A 20538-nucleotide genomic window follows, 5' to 3' on the forward strand; every position below is an offset into this window, starting at 1 on the left:
GACCGTTCTTCCGGGGCTGATCGGTCCGAGCGAATGCGGTGTGCTGCGTCGACATCTCTGTCCCTTGTGTGTTCATCAGGTGTCCTCCGGTTACGTGCTCAGGGCACGATCCTGGCGTCCGGGGGCGCCGGCGCGCATCGCGGGAAGGCGGGAGGAAGTGCTCCCCCGATCGGGGGAGGGCACCGGGGAGCGCCTCGGTCATACTGGGATGATCATGTTCAGGGGATTTCGGCCGTTGCTGCGCGGCTCCACGTATTCGGGAATGCTGTTCGCCTATTGCGGGGCGTTGGCGAGCCTTCCACTGCTGCCTTTCGCGCTGCTGCCTTCGTTGGTGTGGTCGTCCGCTCCCTATGGAGTGCAGGCCGCGCTGGTCCTCCTGGTCTGGGCGGCGCTGATCGGCGCGGTCGGGCTGGTCCCCCTCATGCGGCGGGCGCTGATCGCGTTCGCCCGCCACCTGCTGAGGGTGCCGCTGCCCGACCCGGTGGCCGCGCGTCGGACCGCGGGCTTCCCCGGCACCGACCGTTGGCGGACTTCGCTCTGGTTGCTGCTGCACGTGGCAGTGGGGTGGACGGGATCCCTGGTCAGCGGGGTGCTGGTCCTCATGGGCCTGACCCTGCCGTGGAACTGGCTCCATGCCGAGGCGGGCCTGAGCCTGTTCGGCCGGTCGGTGCGGGTGGACGGTGGCTGGCAGAGCTGGGTGGTGGCACTCGGCTGCCTGCTGCTGGCGGCGGCCGTGTGCGCGGTGGTGACGGGCACCCTGCGGTGGCTGGCGCCCAGGCTGCTGGGCCCCTCGTCGGCCGAGCAACTCGCGCTGGCGGCCGAGCGGGAGCGGTCGCTGGCCGAACGCAACCGGCTGGCCCACGAGTTGCACGACTCGATCGGGCACACGCTGACCGCGACCACGATCCAGGCCGCGGTGGCCGGCGAGGTGTTCTCCGCCGACCCGGTGGCGGCGAGGGCCGCCCTGCGCAGCATCGAGGAGTCGTCGCGGGCCGCGCTGGAGGACCTGGACTACGTCCTGGGCGTGCTGCGCGACCAGCGGTCGGGGACGGCTCCGACCCGGACCCTGGCCGACCTGCCCGAACTGCTCGACCGGTTGCGGCACGCGGGCGCGGTGGTGGAGCCGGAGCTCTCGGGCGACCTGGCGCAGGTGCAGGGGACGCTCTCCCGGGCGGCGTACCGGATCCTGCAGGAGGGGCTGACGAACGCGTTGCGGCACGGGGCGGGCGGCCCGATCGAGGTCCGGGTGGCGGCCACGCCGGACAGCCTGGAGCTGGGTGTGGTCAACAGAACCGGAGCCGGTACGCGTCCGGGCACCGGTGCGGGCGCCTTCCCGACCTCGGGGCACGGCCTGCCAGGTCTCGCCGAGCGCGTACGGCTGCTGCACGGCGAGATCGAGACCGGCCCGCGCGGGCCGCAGCACTGGAGCTTGGCGGTCCGGCTGCCGGTAAGGGTGTCGGCGTGAACGGCTCCGACGCGAGCGTGAGCGCGACCGCGGCCGACCTGGCCGGCACCCCGGTCACCCCCGTCACCCTCTTGATCGCGGACGACGACGCGGTGACCCGCAGTGGTCTGCGCACCTTGCTCGCGGCGCAGCCGGGGATCGCGGTGATCGGGGAGGCCGCCGACGGAGTCGAGGCGGTCGAGGAGGCGCGGCGGCTGCGGCCCGACGTGGTCCTGATGGACGTACGGATGCCGCGCCGCAACGGAATCGAGGCCACCCGGCAGCTCCTTGCCAAGTCGGCTGAGTCAGCCGATTCGGCCGATTCGGTCGAGCCGGTCGAGCCGGTCGAGCCGCCCAAGGTCGTGGTGATCACCACCTTCGAGAACGACGACTACGTCACCGCCGCGCTCGGCGCCGGGGCCAGCGGGTTCGTACTCAAGCGGCTGCCGGTCCGGCAGATCGCCGAGGCGGTACGCGTGGTGGCGGCGGGGGAGGCGATCCTCTTCCCGGCGGCCCTGAGCCGGATGGTCACCGCCCGCCCGTTGGCCAGCGCCGAGGCCTTGCCGAAGGCGGCGCTGACGGGGCGGGAGGAGGAGGTGCTGCGGCTGATGGCCACCGGACTGTCCAACCCGGAGATCGCCCAGTCGCTCATGGTGAGCCTGGAAACGGTGAAGACGCACGTCGGGAACGTACTGACCAAGCTCGGCGCGCAGAACCGGACCCACGCGGTGGTGATCGCGTACGAATCAGGCCTGGTGGTACCGGGCTTCACCGCCTGACGCACGACACGGCCCGCGCGATCCCCACCCCCGGAGTTGCTGGGCTGCGCCGGAAGGACACCACCGAGGAGGACCCCGCCCGCGTCGTCCTCGTCGCCGACGCCGTCTCCGCCTACCTGTACGACGTCCTCGGTGCCGACGCGGGAAGCCGGCGGGATCTCCAGGACCGGATCAGCCACCGCAGCGGCGACTTCAGCACCGACAGCAAGTAGGTGCTGAAGCCGCCGCGTGGAGTTAGGCGATCACGAGACCACCGTCAGCACGATCTTGCCCTGGATGTGCCCCCGCGCGGCTCGCGTGTGGGCGCTGCCCGCCTCGGGCAGCGGGTAGGTGCTGTCCATCCCGACCTGGAGCTCGCCCTTGTCGAACAGGCTCCCGATCTCGGCGAGTTGGGAGCCGTTGGAACGCACCTGGATGTTCGAGACCGTGATGCCCAGACGCGCCGTCTCCGCCGGGTCGTACTCGGCGAAGAACACCGGAAGCATGGTGCCACCGCGCTTGAGCACGGTCAGGAAGCGCGAGCTGTCCGGGCCGCCGACGGTGTCGATCACCAGGTCGACACCGCTGACCACGTCGGCGGCCCGCGTCCTGGTGTAGTCGATGAACTCGTCGGCGCCGAGCTTGCGCAGGAACTCCTCGTGCCGGCCCGAGGCCACCGCGATCACGTGTGCCCCCTTCCATTTCGCCAACTGCACCGCGAAGTGGCCCACCCCACCGGCGGCGCCGTTGACCAGCACGGTCATCCCCGGCGTGATCGGCACCGGCCGGTGCACCCGGCCGGTGAACGGAGACGGCACGTCGTGGCCGAGATCGACCAGGTACTGCCAGGCCGTGAGCACGGCCATCGGCGCCCCGGCCGCCTGTACGTGGTCGATGCCGGCCGGCTTGTGGGCCAGGTCCGCAGCCGGCGCGGCCACGTACTCGGCGTACGTCCGGCCGTCGAACCCGGGGAACCGCAGCATGCCGAAGACCTCGTCACCGACGGCGAACCCCACCACGTCCGGAGCGACCGCCTCGACCACGCCCGACATGTCCGTCCCGGGGGTCAGCGGGAACTCCAGCACCGGCCTCATCTCGGCCGGCATGACCTTCATCCCCTCACGCAGGTACCAGTCCGGCGGGTTGATGCCCGCCGCGTGCACCCGGACGAGCACCTCGCCCGGCCCGATCTCGGGAACCGGCACCTCGTCATACCGCAGAACCTCCGGGCCGCCCGCTTCGTGGAACTGGATCGCCTTCATCGCGCCTGTCGCTTTCTCGGGGAAACGTTGCTCCTCCAGTCAAGGCCCGGGACGGCACGGCCGTCCAAGACCGGTTCGGCAACCCGATCATTCCGAAACAGCATGACGCGTACGCTGGAAGGGTGAACGATCTCGGACAGGACCTGGAGCTGCGGCTGGTGCGCTACTTCACCGTGGTGGCGGCGCATCAGCACTTCGGCCGGGCCGCCGCCGACCTGCACGTGGCCCAGCCGGCGCTGAGCCGCCAGATCCAACGGCTCGAGAGGTATCTCGGCGTACGACTGCTGGACCGCGTGCCCCAGGGCGCCCGGCTCACTCCGGCCGGCCAGCGGTTCCTCCCTCGGGCCCAAGCCCTGCTGCGGGCCGCCCGGCAGGCCGAGTCGGCCGCGCGTGAACAGGCCGAGACCGAACGGATCGCCATCGGCTACGTCGAAGACCTGGTGATCACCGCCGCCGTACGGGAACTGCGCCGCCGTCACCCGGACGCCGAGATCGCCACCCGGTACCTGAGCTGCCGCGACGTCGGGGCGCTGTCCGACAAGCGCGTCGACGCCCTGATCGCGCGGGCCCCGCTGCCGTTCGCCGCCGACGACGTGGTCACCACCCCGCTGTACCAGGAGCCCCGGATGCTCGTGGTCCCGCGCGGCCATTTCCTCGCCGACCGCGCGTCGGTGACCGCGGCGGAACTGGCCGGCGAGGAGGCGGCGCCGTGCGCGTTCGAGACCGCGGACTGGACGTCCTACCGGATCCTCGGGGCCGGCGTCCCGCCGATCGAGCGCTACGAGGACAAGCTCGAACTCGTCGCGAGCGGCAGGGCGATCGCCGTGCTCCCGGTCGGCGACCGGCGCAGTTCGCTGCGCCCCGACCTCGTCACCGTCCCGATCGAGGGCGCTCCCCCCAGTCAGGTCGTCCTGGTCAGCCGCAGCGGCGACCCGAATCCCATGATCAGGAGTCTCCGGCAGGCGGCCGAGGCGGTCCTTTCGTCCTGATCCGGTGCCGCGGGGGTGTGACTTCCCCGGACCCGCTGCCCGCTCGACTCAGTCGACGATTGCGGAGCGTAGCGCGTCGACTTCAGTGCGGATGCGAACCATGCCTGAACATGAGACGTTGTCCGTAGGCCTACTACATGAGCCGGATCTTTCGATCACATGGAGTCATCATGTCGCCAAGGAGAGTTTCACCTAACGACGCTCAGGCGCCGCAGACGACAACGACCGTTCAGGCGCCCCAGCAGGCGCAGCCCACGAACCTGACGGCCGAGACGACGAAGGGCCACCTCCTGTCCGGGCTGAGTGGGTCCGGCAGATGTCGGCTGACGAGCAAGGGAAAGCCCGTGGCCTTCCAGGACATCGACTGGTACGCCGGCAGCGGCGGTGAGTACCTCGGCACCTCGCAGACCGACCAAAGAGGTATCGCCACCATGGAGGGCGGCAGTATCAGCGATATCGGTACCTCCATCGTGGGCGAGCTCGGCGGGTACTCCGTCAAGTACAACGGCAGCGACGAGTACCTTCCCTCCGAGGCTCACGGGCGTGTCGTTCCGGTGTTCGGTATTGCCTGACGGCGAGATCTGCGCCGCCGCGCCTCCACCCATGCCCCTCCGAACGCGTCGGCCGGTCCCGCCCGGGCGGGACCGGCCGACGCGTTCGCGCGGCGCCGTCCGCCCGCGAGCCGCCCGGGTGCGCCCGACGCACGCGCCGGCCCGTCCACCGCTCCCGGCCCGCGTGGGTGTGTCCCGTCCCCACAGCCGCCGTTGCACCAATGCGACGGCGGACCCCTTTCTCGACTTTCTCGACGCATGAAGGAGAACGTATGAACAAGCGCGCGTCCGTCGGTGCCCTGTTGGGCGCCACCATCCTGGCCACCACCGCCACCGTCACCCCTGCGGCGGCGGCCGGGAACCTCATCAGCAACGGCACCTTCTCCCAGCCGATCGCCCCGGCGGGCGGCTACGTGGAGTTCGACGACGGCGAGAGCATCGGCGCGTGGCAGGTCAGCGCGTCCAGCCCGCAGGGCGGGGTGACGCTGTACAGCCGCGCCCTCACCCAGTACACCTACCAGGCGGTCGACATCGGACCGGGAACCCTCTCCCAGGACTTCGAGGCGGACCGGGGCTCCGTGGTCGACGTCACCTGGAAGCATTCCCGCAACACCGACCCCGCGTGCGCCAGGACGATGGGCGACCAGTCCTACAGTGCCCAGGTGATTTTCCCGACCGGGGACCCCCTGGGCGACTCCTACACGCCCAACGGCCCTCGCTTCGCGTCGGTCAACAGAAGCCTGACGTTCTTGGCCCTTGCCGACCACTTCACCCTGGAGTTCACCGGACGCGCGCCCGACGGATGCGGTCCCCTGATCACCGATGTCGTCGCCAAGGTGATCCGCCAGTTCGACTGACGTCGCCGACACCTCCTGTCGTCCCGCGGTGGCCACCCGCATGCCCTTCCCCAGGGCCCACCGCGAGGACGACCGCCGGCTGCCGGCCGGGCGAACCCGGGGTGGGGCGAGGGGTTCTGGCGTCCTCCACGGCTCCCGACAGCATCAGGCGGCCGATCAGGTTCTGCGCGAGATGACCATGATGTATTCGCAGGGGGCGTTCGTCCGGTTGGCGAAGCCGTGGTCCGCGTCGGCTTGGAAGAACAGGGAGTCGCCCGTGTTCAGGGTCTCGCTGATCCCGCCGATCGCGACGGTGAGGGTGCCCAGGAGCACCACGAGTTGCTTCTCCGTACCCGGCGGATACGCGGGCAGAAGCCCGGTGGAGACCTGCGCGGGGAGGTAGTGGGCGATCATCTCGGCTCGTCCCGCGCCCGGGGCCGCCGACACGATGTGCCGCTCGAAGCCCGTCTCCGGGTCGCGGAAAACGGGGCGATCGTTCTTGCGCGTGACGATGGCCACGCCGGACGCGGCGGCGCCCGGCGCACCGACCAGGTCCGAGAGCGACGCGTCGAGCGCGTGGGCGATCCTGGACGCGACGCCGATCGTCGGGCTCTTCTCGCCGCGTTCGACCTTGGACAGCATCGCCCGGCTGACCGACGACTGGGCGGACAACTGCTCCAGCGTCAGGCCCGCCTCCTCGCGGCGTCGCCGCACATTGCCGCCGAACGCGCCGGCCAGGTCGTCACCGTGCTCTGGTGCGGCCGCGTTTGAGTCTTGCTCGACCACCGTGCTCCTCGATTGATGGATACCTCCGCTGCCCACAGTGTAGGGTCTCTCCTATAGAAGATCAGATCTTCTATAGGAGATGCGTGATGTTCACCGCGCTCGACACGACGGAGGGGTTCCATGCGTTTGATCTCGAGTGGCCGGCACCATGCCACCTTCGAATTCGGCGATCTGCAGGTGGTCTCGTTGCGGGACGGGTACATCGACATGCCGCCGACCCGGCTCCGCGACGAGGACGGGTGCGCACTCGACGAACTGCCGGCCGCCGTCCCGCTGGTGGGCGACAACCTGCGGCTGGCGGTCAACGCCTTCTTCGTCACCGACGGCACGCGGTCGGTGCTCATCGACACCGGCGCGTCCGACGTCTGGCACGACCCCACCATGGGATTGATCTACGACGCGCTCGACGAAGCGGGGATCGACCGCGCGCAGGTCACCGACGTGGCCATCACCCACAAGCACGAGGACCACGTGAGCGGCCTGATCACGCCGGACGGTTCGGAGGCGTTCGGCAAACTGGAGCGCGTGTGGATCGGCGCGGGCGACACCTCGGTGTTCACGGGGCGGCTCGAACCGTTCCGCGACCGGCTCGTCCCTGTCTCGGAGGCGGTCGCGATCAACGACTGGACCACCGCGATCCCGACGCCGGGCCACACGCCCGGTCACACCGTCTACCAGGTCAGGAGCGGCACCGGCCACCTTCTCGTCTGGGGCGACACCGTGCACGTTCCCACGCTCCAGTTCGAGCAGCCGAACATCGCCTGGGAGTTCGACGGCGACCAGTCCCAGGCCCGCGCCGCGCGAGCGACCCTCCTCGAACAGCTGGCCCGACCGCACCACTTCGTCGCCGGCGCCCACCTCGACTCGCCCGGCATCGCCCGCGTAACCCCCTCCGGTGACGGTTACGCGCTGGAATACCTGGCACCGCCGATCGGCTGACGGAGCCTGCCGCCTCCGGGCCGCCGGCCCGCCGGGCCCTCAGCCTGCCGAGGGCCGGCGGTCGGCCCGCAGGCGCTCGGCCCCGTCCGAGTCCGAGGCCTGAAGCGTGTCGTCGGTGCCCAGGACGTCGGGTACCGCGACCAGGAGCTCGTGGAGGAAGTCGTGGTACCCCTCCGGCGTGGGTGCCGTGTGGTTCAGCGGATAGACCCCGAACTGCAGGTAGTGCAGGGTCTTGCGCATCATCTGGGCCGGCGAGCAGACCGAGACGAGCGTGCCGAAGCCCCCGTCCCTGAAGTACGAGGCGGCGACGAAGCACTCGTCCGCCGAACCGTAGACGCCGGCCTCGCCCTTGTACCGCTCGTTGAGGTCGTCGCCGTGGACGGCCGAGGGCGGTACACCGAGCTTCTCCAGGAAGTCCCCGCCGGCCCGGCTGAGGCTGCTCTCGTCCTCCACCCCGAGGTGGCGGTGCCGACTGCCCGGCACGTAGACCTCCACCGGGTGTCCTGCCTTCCGGTATTCCTGGAAGAGCTCGTGGCCGCGCCGCAGCCGGGCGGCGAACTCTTCGCCGGGCGTGGCGCCGTCGACCAGCGGGTGCTGGGCCGCCACCTCGATCAGCACGCCCGGCAGATGGCGTCGCGTCCGCATGAAGGCCTGGGCCGTCAGCAGCCGGTCGCGCCACCGCCCCGCCACAGCGGGGGAGAGGAGGGGCGCCGTGTCTCGCACGTTCATCGCAGATCGCCTCACGTGATCGTCTTCACTTCTCCGCGCTCCTCGACGATGGCCCAGGTCCGCTCGAAGTGCTTCCAGCAGGCGTCGATCAGACCGAACTCCTCAGTCCCGCGCAGTTCCAGGGACGGGGTCTCCGGGGCCCTCGCCGGCGGCAGGGTCAGAGTGATCCATCCCCAGGTCCGGTCGCACAGAATCATCGTGGACCGCAGGTGCGTGGTGAAGAACCCGATCTCGGCCGATCCGGTGGTGGCGGTGGTGGCGGTGGCCGATCCGGTGGCCGTGGCCGTGCTGGCGGCCGTCCCGCGCGCCCGGGCCTCGCGGACGATCGCCCGGAGCCGCGCCTCCACCTCGCGGACCTCGGCCGCGATCGGCGAGCGCTGGTCCCACAGCGACTCGGACTCGTCGACGTCGGCGAGGAACTGGCCGTCGGAGACCGGCACCAGGACGCGGAGCCGGGCTCCGGCCGCGAGCGCCTTCGTCAGGTAGGGCGTCTGGATCTCGATCAGCCGCTTCCCGCTGGTGGACATGATCCCGATGGACGCGGCCTTCCCGAGGTTCTCGCTCAGCGCGTTGCCGGCCTGCCCGTCGACGCTGATCCGGGCCACACCGATCCGCGTGCCCGGCGCCACCAGGTTCTGCCATTCGGTGGAGAAGGTGTGAGCGGTCGAGTTGCCCCTGACCCAGCCGGGCTGGGGATTGTGCCTGACGGCCAGCCGCAGCGACCTGGTCACATCGCTGCGCAGGTCGGCGACGGTGCGCCAGGGCTTCCAGAGCCGCTCGCCGCGCACCTTTTCCCGGAAGACGGCGAGCCGTTCGGTGTCCTCCGGTGTCGGCTGCCAGCTGTCCGTGTGCAGCTCGGCGGGATCGGAGTGGACGAAGACCAGGACGGGCTTGCCCAGCGAGCGGGCGTAGTCGTACTCCCGTTCCGTGAAGCTGACGGTCCCTCCGTTGAGGTCCCCATAGCGCGCCCCGAGGATGAGGACGAGGTAGTCGCAGTCGTTGATCACCCGCTCGACCACCTCCCAGGCGCCTTCCGACCGTGCGTCGAACAACTCCATGCCGGAGGGGATGTACCCCTCCTTGACGAGTTCGTCGATCACGGCCTCGCGGTGCTGCCGCAGGTCGAGGCTGGTCGAGCTGACGAACACCTGGTAGCGGCGCTCGTCAGGTGCGGTGGGCGCCGGCGGGGCCGTGCCCGGCGGTGCCGGGGTGCCGGCGCGGGGGTCGGTCTCCGCGGGCCCGTAGTAGTTGAAGTTGTTCGTCACGGAACTGCGCGGGCCGATGGCGTTGCCGGCGACGTCGGCCCCGGCACCGACCCCGCCGCCGCGGACCTCCACGTGCTCGGCCGGCCGCTCGGGTTCGGCCGGTTCCTGCTGCCCGCGCCTCCGGAAGCGCGAGCTCGCCATCAGCCGGTCACCTCGCTGCCCTCGCCCACCGCGTTCCCGGTGACATCGCCTCCGGCGGCCACCGCCCCCTCGCCCTGGGCGGACACGGCCCGCCCCGGCCCGGGCACACCGCGCGGGGCCCGGGCCACCCCCGCGACTCTGCTGTCGGCACCGATCGCGTTGCCGGTCACGCTCCCCCCGGCGGCGACCGCACCGCGTCCACCGGCCCGGACGGCGGCGCCGCCGTCCCGCCGTAGGGCGAAGACCGAAATGACAAGCCCGGCGAGCCCGACGACCGCCCCGACCACGGCACTCGCGCGCTCGGCCCCGGCGGCGTCCCCGAGGACCGCCCACAGGGCCAGAGTGACCGCAACACCTGTACATATCAATGCTGTTGACCAGAACAGCAGGCGCATGTGCGATGCCCCCCATCACAGCGACAACCCGTAGAACGTTAGTACCCGGCCCCCGCTCGTACCACGCTCCGGACGCCCGCGTTCGACGGCCGACGTCCGGCAGCCGGTCGCCTCCCGGGGAGGCCAGGAGCTTCTCCGGCTGGGCGGGGCCGCGGAAACCCCGAGGACGACCGCGCGCCGGCACGTTAGCCTCACCCGCATGGAAGAAGTAGATCTTCTGCCGCATCTGGACGGGACGGAGCGCGGCCTCGTCGTGATGATGTGCGGCCTTCCCGGCTCGGGCAAGAGCACCTATGCGCAAGTGCTTGAGCGTCGCGGCTACACCCGGCTGTCGATCGACGAGGTGGTGTGGGCGCGCATCGGCCATGACGCGGCCGACCTCGACCCGGCGGAGTACGAGCGACTCAAGTCCGCCGTGGAGCGGGAGCTGTGGGAGGAACTGGTCCGCTTGATGGAGGCGAAGGTACCGGTCGTCATCGACTACAGCTTCTGGAGCCGAGCCGCCCGGGACCGGTACAAGGCCGCGATCGAGAGCCACGGGTGCCGATGGGAGCTGATCCGTCTCAAGGCCGATCTGGAAACCCTCCGACGCCGACTGGCCACCCGCAACCAGCGGAACGGGGCGAACAGCGTCACCGTCTCCGACGAACTCCTCGAACGCTACTTCGCCAACTTCGAGGAACCCGCCGGCGAGGGCGAGCGCGTCATCGTCCAGGAGGAGTTTCCCCGGTCGTAAGGAGCGCGGGTCGCCCGGGCGGTGATCGCCTGGATCAGGGTTTCGGATGGGCAGGACCCGGTTCGGTGCCCGTGCCGGACGCGGTCGGTCCCTTGCTCCCCAGGCTCGGGTGGCCGCGGTGCGCGGTCCACTCGTGGGCCAGGACGGCCATCGTGTGCGCGTCGATCCACTTCCCGTCCCAGCGCAGCGCATCACGCCGGGTTCCCTCGTGGACGAAGCCGAGCTTCTCGTAGACGTGGCGGGCCCGGGGGTTGAAGGCGAAGACCTCCAGTTCGATCCGGTGGATCCCGACGGTTTCGAAGGCGTGGGCCAGGATCAGCCGGCTCGCCGCGGTTCCCAGGCCCTGTCCGAAGAACCGGCGATCGAACAGGCTGATCCGGAACGAGCAGGAACGGTTGTGGACATCGAGGTCCGACAACACGACCTCGCCGACGCATTCGCCGAGGGTCCGTTCGACGATCGCCAGGTCCAACCGGTCGGCGTGGTCGGCCCGGGAGCCGTACCAGCGCTCCAACGCTTGGAGGCTGAAGGTCTCGTGGGTGCCGGTCAGCCGATCCGCCTCCGGATCGGCTGCCACCGCGGCCAGCGCGTCGCTCCTGCGGACCGGACGCAGGAGTACGCGCGCGTCGGTGAGGGTCGGCTTCTTGGTGAAGGAGATCTCGGTGGGCATGGCAGCGATCATGACCGTTGCCCGCCTGCCACCGCCAACACGTTTTACTCTGCGGGCGGGTCACGCGGGCGAGTCCTGCCCGGTGCGGTCCGGCCACCGGAAGACGAGCCGGCAGGGCCCCTTCTCCAGCACGCGGCCCGCAGCCGGCAGTTCGCCGGGGGTGTCGGCCGGGTGGACGGTGAGCGCCGGGTCGGTGTGCTTGCCGTTGTCGTCGGCGCGTACCTGGCGGTCCCATGCCCGAACCGTCTCCGTCAACTGCTCGGCGAGTCGGGGGCCCTGCTCGCCGAAGGCGTGGACGAACCACTCCCACTCCTTGTCCTCGGGGCGGTCGCCGTCCCGGATCTGGACGTAGATCAGGTAGGCGAGGGAGGCTTCGCCGAGGATCGCGGGCACCTCCTGGCCCTTCGTGATCCCGGTGGCACCGTCCTCCGGGTCTTGGTCCGCGGCCAGTCGGCAGAAGCCCGGCAGGGTGGTGGCGGCGTACAACTGCAGTGAGCCGAAGTAGACGTCGGCTCCCATGGTCACGCCGGTGGCGACCTCGTGCCGCGGCCCGCGCAGCGCTTCGTCGATGCCGGCGGTGTCGCCCGGTTCGCCGTCGTCGAACCGCAGCCGCAGGCCGCCGTCGGCCAGCACGGCCTCGGGGACGGCCCGGCGGAGCGCACCGGCGTCGCGGATGAAGCCGCAGTACGTCCACGCCATCGCGCGCAGGACAGCTCCTTCACGGCGGAAGGCGATCGCCCGGGTGTACCCGTGGATCTCCAGCGGGACCACCAGGACTCCGCCGTCGGCGAGTTGCTCCCGCCAGGCCGGTGCGATGGTCCAGGCGTTGTAGGTGACGATGACCGCGTCGAAGCCGCCCCGGGGCACCAGGGCGGCGGGTGCGCCGAGCGCGCCGTCGCCGTGAACGGCCACCACGGTGTCGGCGCCGACCTCGGCGGTGAAGCGCCTGGTGCGGTTCACCACGTACGGATCGAGGTCCACGGTGACGACCCGCCCGCCCGGGCCGACCATCCCGGCGATCAGCGCGGCGTTGTAGCCGCCCGCGCCGACCTCCAGGACTCGCGAGCCGGGGCGCAGCCGGGCGTTCTCGATCATGTTCGCCTGGAGCCAGACGGCGGAGACGGAGCTGGTCGCCCGGGAGTGCTCGTCCCTGCGCGTGACGACCGCCAGGTCGTGGCGGTAGGCGTCGGCGAGGTCCGCCTCCGGGATGAAACGGTGCCGCGGCACGGTGCGCAGCGCGGCCTGAACCTCGGCGGAGGGCGCCCAGCCGCCGTCGATGACGGCCTGGACCATCGCCTCGCGCCGCCGTTCGGCTTCCGGGCTTTCGCCCGGCACCGCCGGCGGCGGGGTGGAGTGAGGGTAGGAGTGGACGGCCGGCAGGTCCGGGACGGCGCCGGGCCAGACGGCGGCCAGGGCGTGGGCGGCCGGCGCGAATGTCGGGCCGAGGCAGCCCAGGCCGTGGAGGTCGTGCCACTCCCAGCGCAGGAACGTGTCCGCCTCGGGGTTGCCGAGGGTGCCGCTCCAGCGCCTGATCCGGACAACGGCGGTCAGCCGGGGCACCCCGCCCACGGCGTCGGCGAGCATCGTCAGCACGGTGGCGGCGTTTTCCTCGGCCAGGAGGCCGGTCTCCTCGGCGAGTTCGCGGACGGCGGCCGCCTCGAAGGACTCGGGTCCGTTCGTCTTGCCGCCGGGAAGCTCCCACATGCCGCGGTGGGACCAGCCGAGCAGGACCCGGCCCGAGGCATCGGTGACGACGGCGAGGGCACCGGTGACGGCCGGCCCTTCCGGCGGGTGCTGCCGCTCCACCGCGACGGTGTCCGCGCACGGGCCGCGCAGCACCAGCACGGCCAGGTCACCAGCGGCGTAGCGCTGCACGTCCTTCCAACCGGAGGTGAGCGCGGTGATCTCCCGGTCGTCGACGGCGATGTGACGCCGATCGGCCGGCGTGGTCGCGGCGAGCGGTGTGATGATCAGCAGGGTGCCGCCTTCGCGCAGGCGGCGGCCGAGGGCATGCAGCACGCGGGCGCGGTCGCCGATGAACGCCAGTGCCAGGCGGAAGACCACGAGGTCGTAGCGCTCGTCTCCGAGCGGTTCGGGATCGTCGTGCTCGATGTCCAGACGCAGCCACCGCACCCCGGCGGCGCCGGGATGGCCGGCGCGAGCGCGTTCCAGCGCGGCCTCGGCGAGGTCGACGGCGTCGACCTGGTAGCCGGCCGCCGCGAGGTGGACGGCCAACTCCCCGGTTCCGCAGCCGACCTCGAGTGCCCGACCTCCATCGACCGGGGCGGGCGCATGTTCGGCGAGGAGCTTCCGCTCGTCCTCGCCGAGCGGGCTGAACGCGATGCCATCGGTGTAGCTCTGCTCCCACTGCTCCTGCGGGATGGACCCCACGGTGCTGCTCCTCGTCCGGTCGGCAGGTCGGTCGGTGTCGTGCTGGTCAGGCGCGGTTCGTTCAGCGGGGCGATTCGGCCGGCGCGGCCGGGTCGGCGAGGCTGGTGTCGGTCCAGGCGCTGACGCGCCCGACGGCCTTCTCGGTGAACTCCCGCACCGCCGGGTCGGGCGCGGCCATCTCTGCGGAGGGCACCGACCGAAGGCGGTCCGCCGTGGGCTCGAATTCGACCGGATCACCAGGCTGCTGGAAGTGGACGGCGAACGCCCGGCCGGCACGGTAGGCGTCCAGCCCGGCCCGGCAGTAGGCCACCATCGGGGTCGGAAGCTCGGACAGCACGTGCCAGCCCATCGCGTCGCAGACGGCCGGTTCCATGATGTGGGGCTCGCCGCTCCAGTGCCGGACCTCGAAGAAGAGCCCGATCCGGGCGCCGCCGGCCGGGCTTCGGTGGTGCACGGTGACGGCGTGGCGGACGTCGGCCGGTTCGATGTCGACACCGGTCTCCTCCCGTGCTTCGCGGATCAGCGCCGCCACGACGTCCTCGTGCGGGCCGTCGAGGTGCCCGGACGGCAGGTGCAGCAGGCCCGTGGCGTAGACGGGCCCGGCGCGCCGGGACAACAGCACCTCGGGACCGTCCGCCCCGTCCTGGCGAAGGATCAGGTGGACGTCGACGGGTTCCTGGTGGCGGTGTGTGGCGGGCGCGAGCCAGGGGGCGGCTTCGGTCAGGCGGCTCGGGTTGAGCGGCACGTGAGCAGGGTCGTCCCGGTAGCCGTCGAGTGCGGTGACGAGGATGCCGACGACCGCGGTGTCGCCGTGGTCGAGGGCGGCGACGTGGCTGCCGCAGGCGGGGCAGAAACCGCGCTTGGTCCTGCCGGCGTGGGTGTCGTACCAGGAGGGCTCGCCGTGTTCGCCGATCCAGGACAGGCCGGCCAGCGGGAAGCCGGTCCACCACTGGAACGGGCTCCCGGCCCGGTGGGAACAGTGGGCGCACCCGCAGACGTGCGGGTCTTCGGGTTCACCGGTCACGGTAAACCGGACCACTCCGCACAGGCAGCCACCGGAGCGGCTTTGGGGACCGGCGGGGAGTACGGGGAGGGGGGACACGGGGGATTCCTCCGGAGTGTCAGAGAGGCAGTTCTGGGCGGCGGTGGGGGGCCCAGGCGTACGGGTTCCGGTCGCACCGGCAAGAGGAACAGGCCTTCCTCATGACGCGGACGACGAAGCCGGTCTGTTCGATGCCCTCGGCGGGTAGTGATGCGAAGTCCATCACTGGGCGGATTCCTGGTTCTCGCGGATCGGAACGTTGCTGGCGGCATGGCTCAAGTTGGCTCCTCACAGGCGTAGTTGGCCAGATGGAACGCCGTCGATGATGGTGCTGTTCGAAAGCCGTGTTCAAGTGGATTAAGGCCTGGGCGAGCCCGGGACGAACATGGACTTTTCGGGCATCGTCAGAGTCGCGGGCGGCGAGGTTCGAACAGCCGGGCTCGGGGGCTTATGGGCGATGGAGGCCAGTAAGCAGGCGGCGACCCATGCCCGAACACGACGTCCACTCCCGGGCGCAGCGCACCCGCAGTGGGTTCCCAAGCAACGCCGTCCCGTGGCGGGCGACAGCCGAGGGATCCACCCTTTCGGGTGACCGGCATCGTGCTTGGCCGCCCCGTGCGTCGTGGACCTGCCGGACGAAGGCCATACAGTCGGCGCGCTGCCGACGACGGCGCCCTCCGGCCCCACCCGTTGGGCCTGGCGTCCTCGAAAGGCGGCACTTCAGTGGCCGGCAGGGCCACCGGAGAGCAACCCGCGAAAGCGGCCTGGGCAGGCGGCGGCCGCAGCCGCGTCTCTCAGCAGTCGAGCAATTGTCAAAACCTGTGGGCGGATGGAGTCACGACGAGGGGTTTGCGCCCTGGATGATCTTCCAGCCATGAGCCTTGTTTCCTGAAACAAGGAGAGGCGTTCCTGCTCCGCGGAGGGTCACGAGGGCGGTGTGGGAGGGATCGAGTTCGTCGACCGGACGCCCGTAGAGGAGGATCTCCGCCAGCTCCAGGTCGATCGGGGCCGCAGTGTCGCGGATACGGTGGAAGCGCGCCCCGAGGCGGGCCGGTCCTCGGATGCAACGCACGACAACGGCCGCCTTGCCCTCCTCGGTGCCTCGGACGTCGTCGATCTGGAGTTCCGCGTCAATCCGCGGGGGCTCGGGAGTCATCGTCACGCTGCCATGATCTCAGGGCGTTCGACGAGCCGGCCGCGTTCGAAGCGTGCTCCCGCGCGGACGAGGTGGGCGCCGTCGACCGAGCGCCAGCGGCTTTGGGCGGACTCGACGAGCTTGAAGACCATCGCGAGACCGGCGGCCCGGGATCCGGCGCCCTTGGTGACCTTGGTCCGCAGCCGGACGGTGGCGAAGGTGGACTCGATAGGGTTGGTTGTGCGCAGGTGGATCCAGTGCTCGGCCGGGAAGTCGTAGAACGCCAGCAGCTCGTCCTGGTCGTCGGTGATCTTCTTGACGGCCTTGGGGAACTTCGTTCCGTAGATCCTGGCGAACGCCTTGATGGCCTGCTCGGCGTGCTCGCGGTCCTCGGCGTTGTAGATGTCCTGCAGGGCCCTCTTCGACGCCGGCTGCGCGGACTTGGGCTTGGCGGTTGTGAACCCAGCACCGCTGCTCGCGGGTGGCGGGGAAGACCTCGCGCAGGGCCTTCCAGAAGCCGAGCGCGCCGTCGCCGACCGCAAGGACCGGGGCGCGCATGCCGCGGCGGGCGCAGTCTCGTAACAGGCTGGCCCAGGCTTCGGACGATTGGCGGTAGCCGTCGGTCATGGCGACGAGCTCCTTGGTGCCGTCCGCGCGGACGCCGATCACGACCAGGACGGCGGCCTTGGCTTCGTCCAGGCGGATGCGCAGGTGGATGCCGTCTACCCACACGTAGACGTAGTCGGTGCCGGACAGGTCGCGTTCCTGGAACGCGGCGTGATCAGCCTGCCACTGGGCAGTCAGCCGGGGTCACGGTGGCCGGCGACAATCCGGCGGAGGAGCCGAGGAACTGCTCCATCGCCGGGATGAAGTCGCCGCTGGACAGACCGTGCAGATAGAGCAGCGGCAGCACCTTGGCGATCTTCGGGGACCTGCGGCGCCAGGATCGCCGAGGAGAACCGCTTGCGCCCCCCGGTCTCCGCATCGCCCCGCTTGTCGTTGACCCGCGGGGCCCTGACCTCGACACATCCGGCGGCGGTGGTGACCTTCCTTGGCTGGTGGTAGCCATTGCGCACGACCAGTCGGCGACCGTTCTCATCCCGCTGGTCGGATAACTCCGCTATGTAGGAGTTGACCTCAGCCTCAAGCGCGGCGGCCAGCATCCGGCACGTGCCCTCCCGGACGATCTCGTCCAACTGCGATGCCCCGCCAGGGGTGGTGCCGTCAGTGTTGACTACGGTGAGCACGGACATGCCTTCCCGACCGACGCGCCCGCGTCGACCTTGCTCGATGACCTATCAATCGATCACCAGGGAAGGTACGTCCTCCCCAGGCCGATCCACAGGTTCCGAGCATTGCTCCTCAGCCAGTTGATCAACCGCGAAGCAGTCGGGCAAGCGGCTTTCGAATGTCGGCGGGATGCAGATTCAGCCCGTCGAAGGCATCAGCCGTCACCCACATGAGCTCATAACTGTCCTCCGGGCCATGCACTTTGGCCTCGTCGCCGGAGAGGACGGCGCTGCCCCGGACGTCCTTCACAAGGTAGTAGTGGGCCGGCCGACCGTTGTGTCGGCCGGCCCAGACCAGTCGATCGATCCGGGCCTCAAGCGTCGTCTCTTCCCGGAGTTCCCGCAGTGCCGCCGCTTCGGCGCTCTCCCCAGCCTCAACATGGCCGCCCGGCAGAACCGCGTAGTGATGCCCAGGACAGGCCGGACCAAGCCAGTTGCTGTCCTCGCACATCACGCAGTCACGCGGACTCCCCTTCCTGAGGAACCGCTTGATGATCAACGCCCGCGGTCCGTCAACCACGACAGCAACTGCCCGGGGAATCAGCACTCCTCGATGATGGCAGGCCCCGCGCAGCCTTCACCTGCCGCTGGCGACACTGGGCAGCCGCCCAGCGCTGTCACTTCTCGGGTCCTGGCTCAGCTTCCGTGTAGCCGCTACGGAGAGTTAGATCTTCGGGGTCATGTGATGGCGGTTCGGATGGGCCCGAAGCCGAGGTGAAGTGAGTTCCATGGCTCTGTTGTCGAGTCCGGCGCTCATGTGATTGAGCCAGCGTTCGTACCAGTCGAGGAAGTCGGTGGCGGAGGAGACGTTGGGGCCCCAGCGCCCGTCGCTGCTACCGATGAGGACGCGGCCGGTGAGAGGTCCAGTTACCGCGATGACGCATACGTCGGTGCAGCCCATCTCGATGATGTGGAGGAAGAGGTCGCGTTCGTTTGTCCTGGGTCCTGGGCCGTCGAAGCCGCGAGGTGTTCCCGGTTCTCCGCGCGCCATCATGATCAGCAGGGAACACCACTCGAGTGGCATGAGGCCGTAGAACGGTGCCGCGCCTGAGCCGCCGATGTGCGTGAGGAACTGCCGGTAGGCGTCGGGCAGGACGATGTCGTGTTCGGCCTCAAAGGCAGCGACGCGTACTTCCGTTAGCTTCGGATCGAGGCGGAACTTGTGTTGCTCTTCCCCGAAGGAATGGCTGCGCAGTGGTTGGAACGGGATCGCGGCCAGCCTGCGACGCAGGCGGGGTATGCGGGGATCCATGGTGCATCTTCTCTCGTTCCCGTCACCCTATGGGTGGCAGCGGTCAGCTGGCCAGAAGAACTCCCTTCCGCAGTAGAGCGAAGCCGGCCCGGCCGAACATCTGGCGCTGGAGCATCTGGAGCCGGGTGACGTGTCCTTCGACGACGCCGGAGTTCCAGCGAAGGGTGATTCCTGAGATGACGGCGGTGCGGTCTCGGCCTTCGCGCGTCGCGTACTCATCGACGCCCATCACCGGAGGGGCGGACGGCTCCAGATCGGGAAGCTCGTCGACCAGCCGCAGCGCTCTGCTGCGGCTGGTCGACACCCCGAACACCGTGGCCAGCCGGGCGCCGGCCCGCCCAGCCGTCGCCAGACCTATCGCGGCGAGCGTCGACCGTAGCCGCGCGGTCCACCGCCCGTGACGCCAGGTCAATCCCGCGATCTGCTCGGCGAAGGTCCGCCACCCGCATGACGAGTTCCCACACACGAAGCGCCGCACCTGCGGGCTCAACCGAACCCGCCTGCCCCCGACCGGCCCGTCGACAGGAAACCGCAGGTCGGAGCTGTGCACCCGACTCGACCAGGTCCCACACCCTGGGCAGCCGTGACCCGTAGCCGAGGACCGGGCCTCAACATCGACCACCTCGGTGTTCACCTCGACCGACAGCACCGTCACATCCGCGACCGGCGGAAACAGCAACCCTCCAGCCGGGGCACCAGATCGTTCACGGTCCCGTACGGTCGGCCACCGTGGACCGGGCGCCGGCGATTTCGGGCAACTTCCTGAAGCTGCCCGCACTGCAAGATCGTCACTCAGCGTACGCGGCTCACAGAAGTTGAGCCAGAACCATCGGTCATACCCAAAGCCAGCCCGTACCTCACCGTCGTCGAACACCATCTCGGCCGCCTGCTCGGCGTTCAGTTGGCGGCAGGTTGTGGACGTGGATGACCAGTGCGCGCTCGTGGCGCGTGGCCGGAGCCGCTCGCCTACGTGCCCAGGCGGGGCAGGTGCCGGGTGCGCCAGGAGCACGGCTTGGGTGGGAGTGGCGTGTCGATCATGTGGGCGGGTCTCCGAATGTGTTCTTCCACTTGCTGGTGCGCATGTCGCTCCTTCAGGAGCGCTCGGTGGCCCCGTACGCGGGGTCAGGTGCGGTCGGGCGGAAGGGCAGACCGGCGGCGTCCAAGCGGATCATGACCGTGCGGACCTGGCCGTCGGGCAGGGACTCGTGCCGGTAGAGGAACGCGGCGTCGCCGCCGTCCGGGACTGGCCTTCCGCTCGCTACGGCCCGAAGCTGCTGTTCGGCATCGGCGGGGCGCTGCGCTGACGGATCGGGCAGGCGGCTGTGGCGGCCGGCCATGCTCACACGGTGCCCGAGGCGGGCGAGCCGGGGCCGGCGCCGATGCGCTGTGCGGTCAGCAGGACCGCCGCGAGGGTGCCGGCCTCGGTGATCCGGCCGTCGCCGCACATCGCCACCGCCTGCTCCACGGTGATCCAACGCAGCTCCATGTCGGCCTCGCTCGCGTCTCGGTGGTGCTCGCCGATGCTCAGGCTCCTGGCGAGGTACAGGTGCTCGCGGGTGCGTGCGCCGGCGGGCATCCGCCAGATCGTCGTGAGCAGTTCGACCTCGGTGGCGCGGATGCCGGCCTCCTCTGCCAGCTCCCGGCGCGCGGCTGCCAGCGGGTCCTCGCCGGGCTCGCATCCGCCGCCGGGACACATCAGCAGCCGTTGGCCGCAGACGTAGACGTTCTCCTCCACCAGGGCGATCCGGCCCCGGTCGTCGAGGGCCGCGACGCGTACCCCGTCGACGGACTCGGTGTACTCGTACGTCCCCGTGCTCTGGTCGGAGCGCCGGACGGTGTCGCGGCGTACCACCACCCGCAGTCCCGTGTACTCGATGGTCGAGGCGACCGTGGTCCAACCGTCGATCATGCTGACTCCTCCGTCTGGC

At 70.4% G+C, this 20538-nt stretch carries 21 protein-coding genes and 1 pseudogene; 7 read left to right on the forward strand and 15 right to left on the reverse strand.

What is annotated here, in order from left to right:
- Positions 1-214 precede the first annotated feature (214 nt).
- Together ACFP3U_RS18435 and ACFP3U_RS18440 are read left to right on the forward strand one after the other, a co-directional pair.
- Positions 215-1465, forward strand: coding sequence for a sensor histidine kinase (locus ACFP3U_RS18435; protein WP_380226644.1), 1251 nt, complete (start codon positions 215-217; stop codon positions 1463-1465).
- Entirely contained in the window at positions 1462-2223 is a 762-nt protein-coding gene (locus tag ACFP3U_RS18440) for a response regulator transcription factor (protein ID WP_380226645.1), read from the forward strand. Before ACFP3U_RS18435 ends, ACFP3U_RS18440 begins: the two co-directional genes overlap by 4 nt.
- Positions 2224-2465: 242 nt before the next feature.
- Here ACFP3U_RS18440 and ACFP3U_RS18445 read toward each other — a convergent pair whose 3' ends face one another.
- Positions 2466-3464, reverse strand: a complete 999-nt coding sequence (locus ACFP3U_RS18445; RefSeq protein WP_380226646.1) for an NADP-dependent oxidoreductase — start codon at positions 3462-3464, stop codon at positions 2466-2468.
- Between the two features lie 122 nt (positions 3465-3586).
- Between ACFP3U_RS18445 and ACFP3U_RS18450 the strand changes: the two genes are divergently transcribed.
- The 3 genes from ACFP3U_RS18450 to ACFP3U_RS18460 all read left to right on the forward strand — a co-directional run bounded on the left by ACFP3U_RS18450 (position 3587) and on the right by ACFP3U_RS18460 (position 5861).
- Complete coding sequence (locus tag ACFP3U_RS18450; protein WP_380226647.1) at positions 3587-4453, forward strand: LysR family transcriptional regulator; 867 nt, start codon at positions 3587-3589, stop codon at positions 4451-4453.
- Between the two features lie 344 nt (positions 4454-4797).
- A complete protein-coding gene (locus ACFP3U_RS18455; protein WP_380226648.1) occupies positions 4798-5025 on the forward strand; it encodes a hypothetical protein in 228 nt (75 codons plus the stop codon).
- 251 nt (positions 5026-5276) lie between these two features.
- Positions 5277-5861 (forward strand): hypothetical protein, encoded by a 585-nt coding sequence (locus tag ACFP3U_RS18460; RefSeq protein WP_380226649.1) that lies wholly within the window; start codon positions 5277-5279, stop codon positions 5859-5861.
- A 156-nt stretch (positions 5862-6017) separates the two neighbouring features.
- Here the strand turns inward: ACFP3U_RS18460 and ACFP3U_RS18465 are convergent, their stop codons facing one another.
- Entirely contained in the window at positions 6018-6626 is a 609-nt protein-coding gene (locus ACFP3U_RS18465; RefSeq protein ID WP_380226650.1) for a helix-turn-helix domain-containing protein, read from the reverse strand.
- A 120-nt stretch (positions 6627-6746) separates the two neighbouring features.
- Here ACFP3U_RS18465 and ACFP3U_RS18470 point away from each other — a divergent pair, with 120 nt between their 5' ends.
- Complete coding sequence (locus tag ACFP3U_RS18470) at positions 6747-7565, forward strand: MBL fold metallo-hydrolase (protein ID WP_380226651.1); 819 nt, start codon at positions 6747-6749, stop codon at positions 7563-7565.
- Positions 7566-7604: 39 nt separating this feature from the next.
- On the opposite strand, the gene ACFP3U_RS18475 is transcribed toward ACFP3U_RS18470, so the two are convergent.
- From ACFP3U_RS18475 to ACFP3U_RS18485, 3 genes are read right to left on the reverse strand one after another with little or no spacing between them, the layout of a single operon-like run.
- Positions 7605-8294 carry a hypothetical protein gene (locus ACFP3U_RS18475; protein ID WP_380226652.1) on the reverse strand — a complete coding sequence of 230 codons (690 nt, stop codon included), beginning with the start codon at positions 8292-8294 and terminating at the stop codon, positions 7605-7607.
- An 11-nt stretch (positions 8295-8305) separates the two neighbouring features.
- Positions 8306-9700 (reverse strand): DUF4062 domain-containing protein, encoded by a 1395-nt coding sequence (locus tag ACFP3U_RS18480; protein WP_380226653.1) that lies wholly within the window; start codon positions 9698-9700, stop codon positions 8306-8308.
- Positions 9700-10095 carry a hypothetical protein gene (locus tag ACFP3U_RS18485; RefSeq protein WP_380226654.1) on the reverse strand — a complete coding sequence of 132 codons (396 nt, stop codon included), beginning with the start codon at positions 10093-10095 and terminating at the stop codon, positions 9700-9702. The genes ACFP3U_RS18480 and ACFP3U_RS18485 overlap by 1 nt, the downstream gene beginning before the upstream one ends.
- 199 nt (positions 10096-10294) lie before the next feature.
- On the opposite strand from ACFP3U_RS18485, the gene ACFP3U_RS18490 reads away from it, so the two are divergent.
- On the forward strand, positions 10295-10831 hold the full coding sequence (locus ACFP3U_RS18490) for a P-loop nucleotide/nucleoside kinase family protein (RefSeq protein WP_380226655.1): 537 nt from the start codon (positions 10295-10297) through the stop codon (positions 10829-10831).
- Between the two features lie 34 nt (positions 10832-10865).
- On the opposite strand, the gene ACFP3U_RS18495 is transcribed toward ACFP3U_RS18490, so the two are convergent.
- The 10 genes and pseudogenes from ACFP3U_RS18495 to ACFP3U_RS18540 all read right to left on the reverse strand — a co-directional run bounded on the left by ACFP3U_RS18495 (position 10866) and on the right by ACFP3U_RS18540 (position 20519).
- A complete protein-coding gene (locus ACFP3U_RS18495) occupies positions 10866-11501 on the reverse strand; it encodes a GNAT family N-acetyltransferase (RefSeq protein WP_380226656.1) in 636 nt (211 codons plus the stop codon).
- A 60-nt stretch (positions 11502-11561) separates the two neighbouring features.
- On the reverse strand, positions 11562-13892 hold the full coding sequence (gene fxlM, locus ACFP3U_RS18500) for a methyltransferase, FxLD system (protein WP_380226657.1): 2331 nt from the start codon (positions 13890-13892) through the stop codon (positions 11562-11564).
- A 61-nt stretch (positions 13893-13953) separates the two neighbouring features.
- A complete protein-coding gene (locus ACFP3U_RS18505; RefSeq protein ID WP_465261966.1) occupies positions 13954-14994 on the reverse strand; it encodes a GFA family protein in 1041 nt (346 codons plus the stop codon).
- A gap of 775 nt (positions 14995-15769) precedes the next feature.
- Positions 15770-16096 (reverse strand): hypothetical protein, encoded by a 327-nt coding sequence (locus ACFP3U_RS18510; protein ID WP_380226659.1) that lies wholly within the window; start codon positions 16094-16096, stop codon positions 15770-15772.
- Positions 16093-17316: pseudogene (locus tag ACFP3U_RS18515) on the reverse strand (IS256 family transposase). Before ACFP3U_RS18515 ends, ACFP3U_RS18510 begins: the two are co-directional and overlap by 4 nt.
- 127 nt (positions 17317-17443) lie before the next feature.
- On the reverse strand, positions 17444-17905 hold the full coding sequence (locus ACFP3U_RS18520) for an NUDIX domain-containing protein (RefSeq protein ID WP_380226660.1): 462 nt from the start codon (positions 17903-17905) through the stop codon (positions 17444-17446).
- 117 nt (positions 17906-18022) lie between these two features.
- Positions 18023-18610 (reverse strand): SMI1/KNR4 family protein, encoded by a 588-nt coding sequence (locus ACFP3U_RS18525; protein WP_380226661.1) that lies wholly within the window; start codon positions 18608-18610, stop codon positions 18023-18025.
- A 43-nt stretch (positions 18611-18653) separates the two neighbouring features.
- A complete protein-coding gene (locus tag ACFP3U_RS18530; RefSeq protein ID WP_380226711.1) occupies positions 18654-19100 on the reverse strand; it encodes a hypothetical protein in 447 nt (148 codons plus the stop codon).
- A 601-nt stretch (positions 19101-19701) separates the two neighbouring features.
- Entirely contained in the window at positions 19702-19947 is a 246-nt protein-coding gene (locus ACFP3U_RS18535) for a hypothetical protein (RefSeq protein ID WP_380226662.1), read from the reverse strand.
- A 2-nt stretch (positions 19948-19949) separates the two neighbouring features.
- Positions 19950-20519 (reverse strand): NUDIX domain-containing protein, encoded by a 570-nt coding sequence (locus ACFP3U_RS18540; protein WP_380226664.1) that lies wholly within the window; start codon positions 20517-20519, stop codon positions 19950-19952.
- Between the last annotated feature and the right edge of the window lie 19 nt (positions 20520-20538).

This window comes from Kitasatospora misakiensis, from assembly GCF_042656005.1.
Classification (GTDB): Bacteria; Actinomycetota; Actinomycetes; order Streptomycetales; family Streptomycetaceae; genus Kitasatospora; species Kitasatospora misakiensis.

Coding starts and splice junctions, on each gene's coding strand:
- ACFP3U_RS18475 (WP_380226652.1), bottom strand. CDS start 8,294: ATGAACGTGCGAGACACGGCGCCCCTCCTCTCCCCCGCTGTGGCGGGG.
- ACFP3U_RS18470 (WP_380226651.1), top strand. CDS start 6,747: ATGCGTTTGATCTCGAGTGGCCGGCACCATGCCACCTTCGAATTCGGC.
- ACFP3U_RS18495 (WP_380226656.1), bottom strand. CDS start 11,501: ATGCCCACCGAGATCTCCTTCACCAAGAAGCCGACCCTCACCGACGCG.
- ACFP3U_RS18490 (WP_380226655.1), top strand. CDS start 10,295: ATGGAAGAAGTAGATCTTCTGCCGCATCTGGACGGGACGGAGCGCGGC.
- ACFP3U_RS18480 (WP_380226653.1), bottom strand. CDS start 9,700: ATGGCGAGCTCGCGCTTCCGGAGGCGCGGGCAGCAGGAACCGGCCGAA.
- ACFP3U_RS18435 (WP_380226644.1), top strand. CDS start 215: ATGTTCAGGGGATTTCGGCCGTTGCTGCGCGGCTCCACGTATTCGGGA.
- ACFP3U_RS18445 (WP_380226646.1), bottom strand. CDS start 3,464: ATGAAGGCGATCCAGTTCCACGAAGCGGGCGGCCCGGAGGTTCTGCGG.
- ACFP3U_RS18460 (WP_380226649.1), top strand. CDS start 5,277: ATGAACAAGCGCGCGTCCGTCGGTGCCCTGTTGGGCGCCACCATCCTG.
- ACFP3U_RS18525 (WP_380226661.1), bottom strand. CDS start 18,610: ATGGATCCCCGCATACCCCGCCTGCGTCGCAGGCTGGCCGCGATCCCG.
- ACFP3U_RS18535 (WP_380226662.1), bottom strand. CDS start 19,947: ATGGCCGGCCGCCACAGCCGCCTGCCCGATCCGTCAGCGCAGCGCCCC.
- ACFP3U_RS18540 (WP_380226664.1), bottom strand. CDS start 20,519: ATGATCGACGGTTGGACCACGGTCGCCTCGACCATCGAGTACACGGGA.
- ACFP3U_RS18485 (WP_380226654.1), bottom strand. CDS start 10,095: ATGCGCCTGCTGTTCTGGTCAACAGCATTGATATGTACAGGTGTTGCG.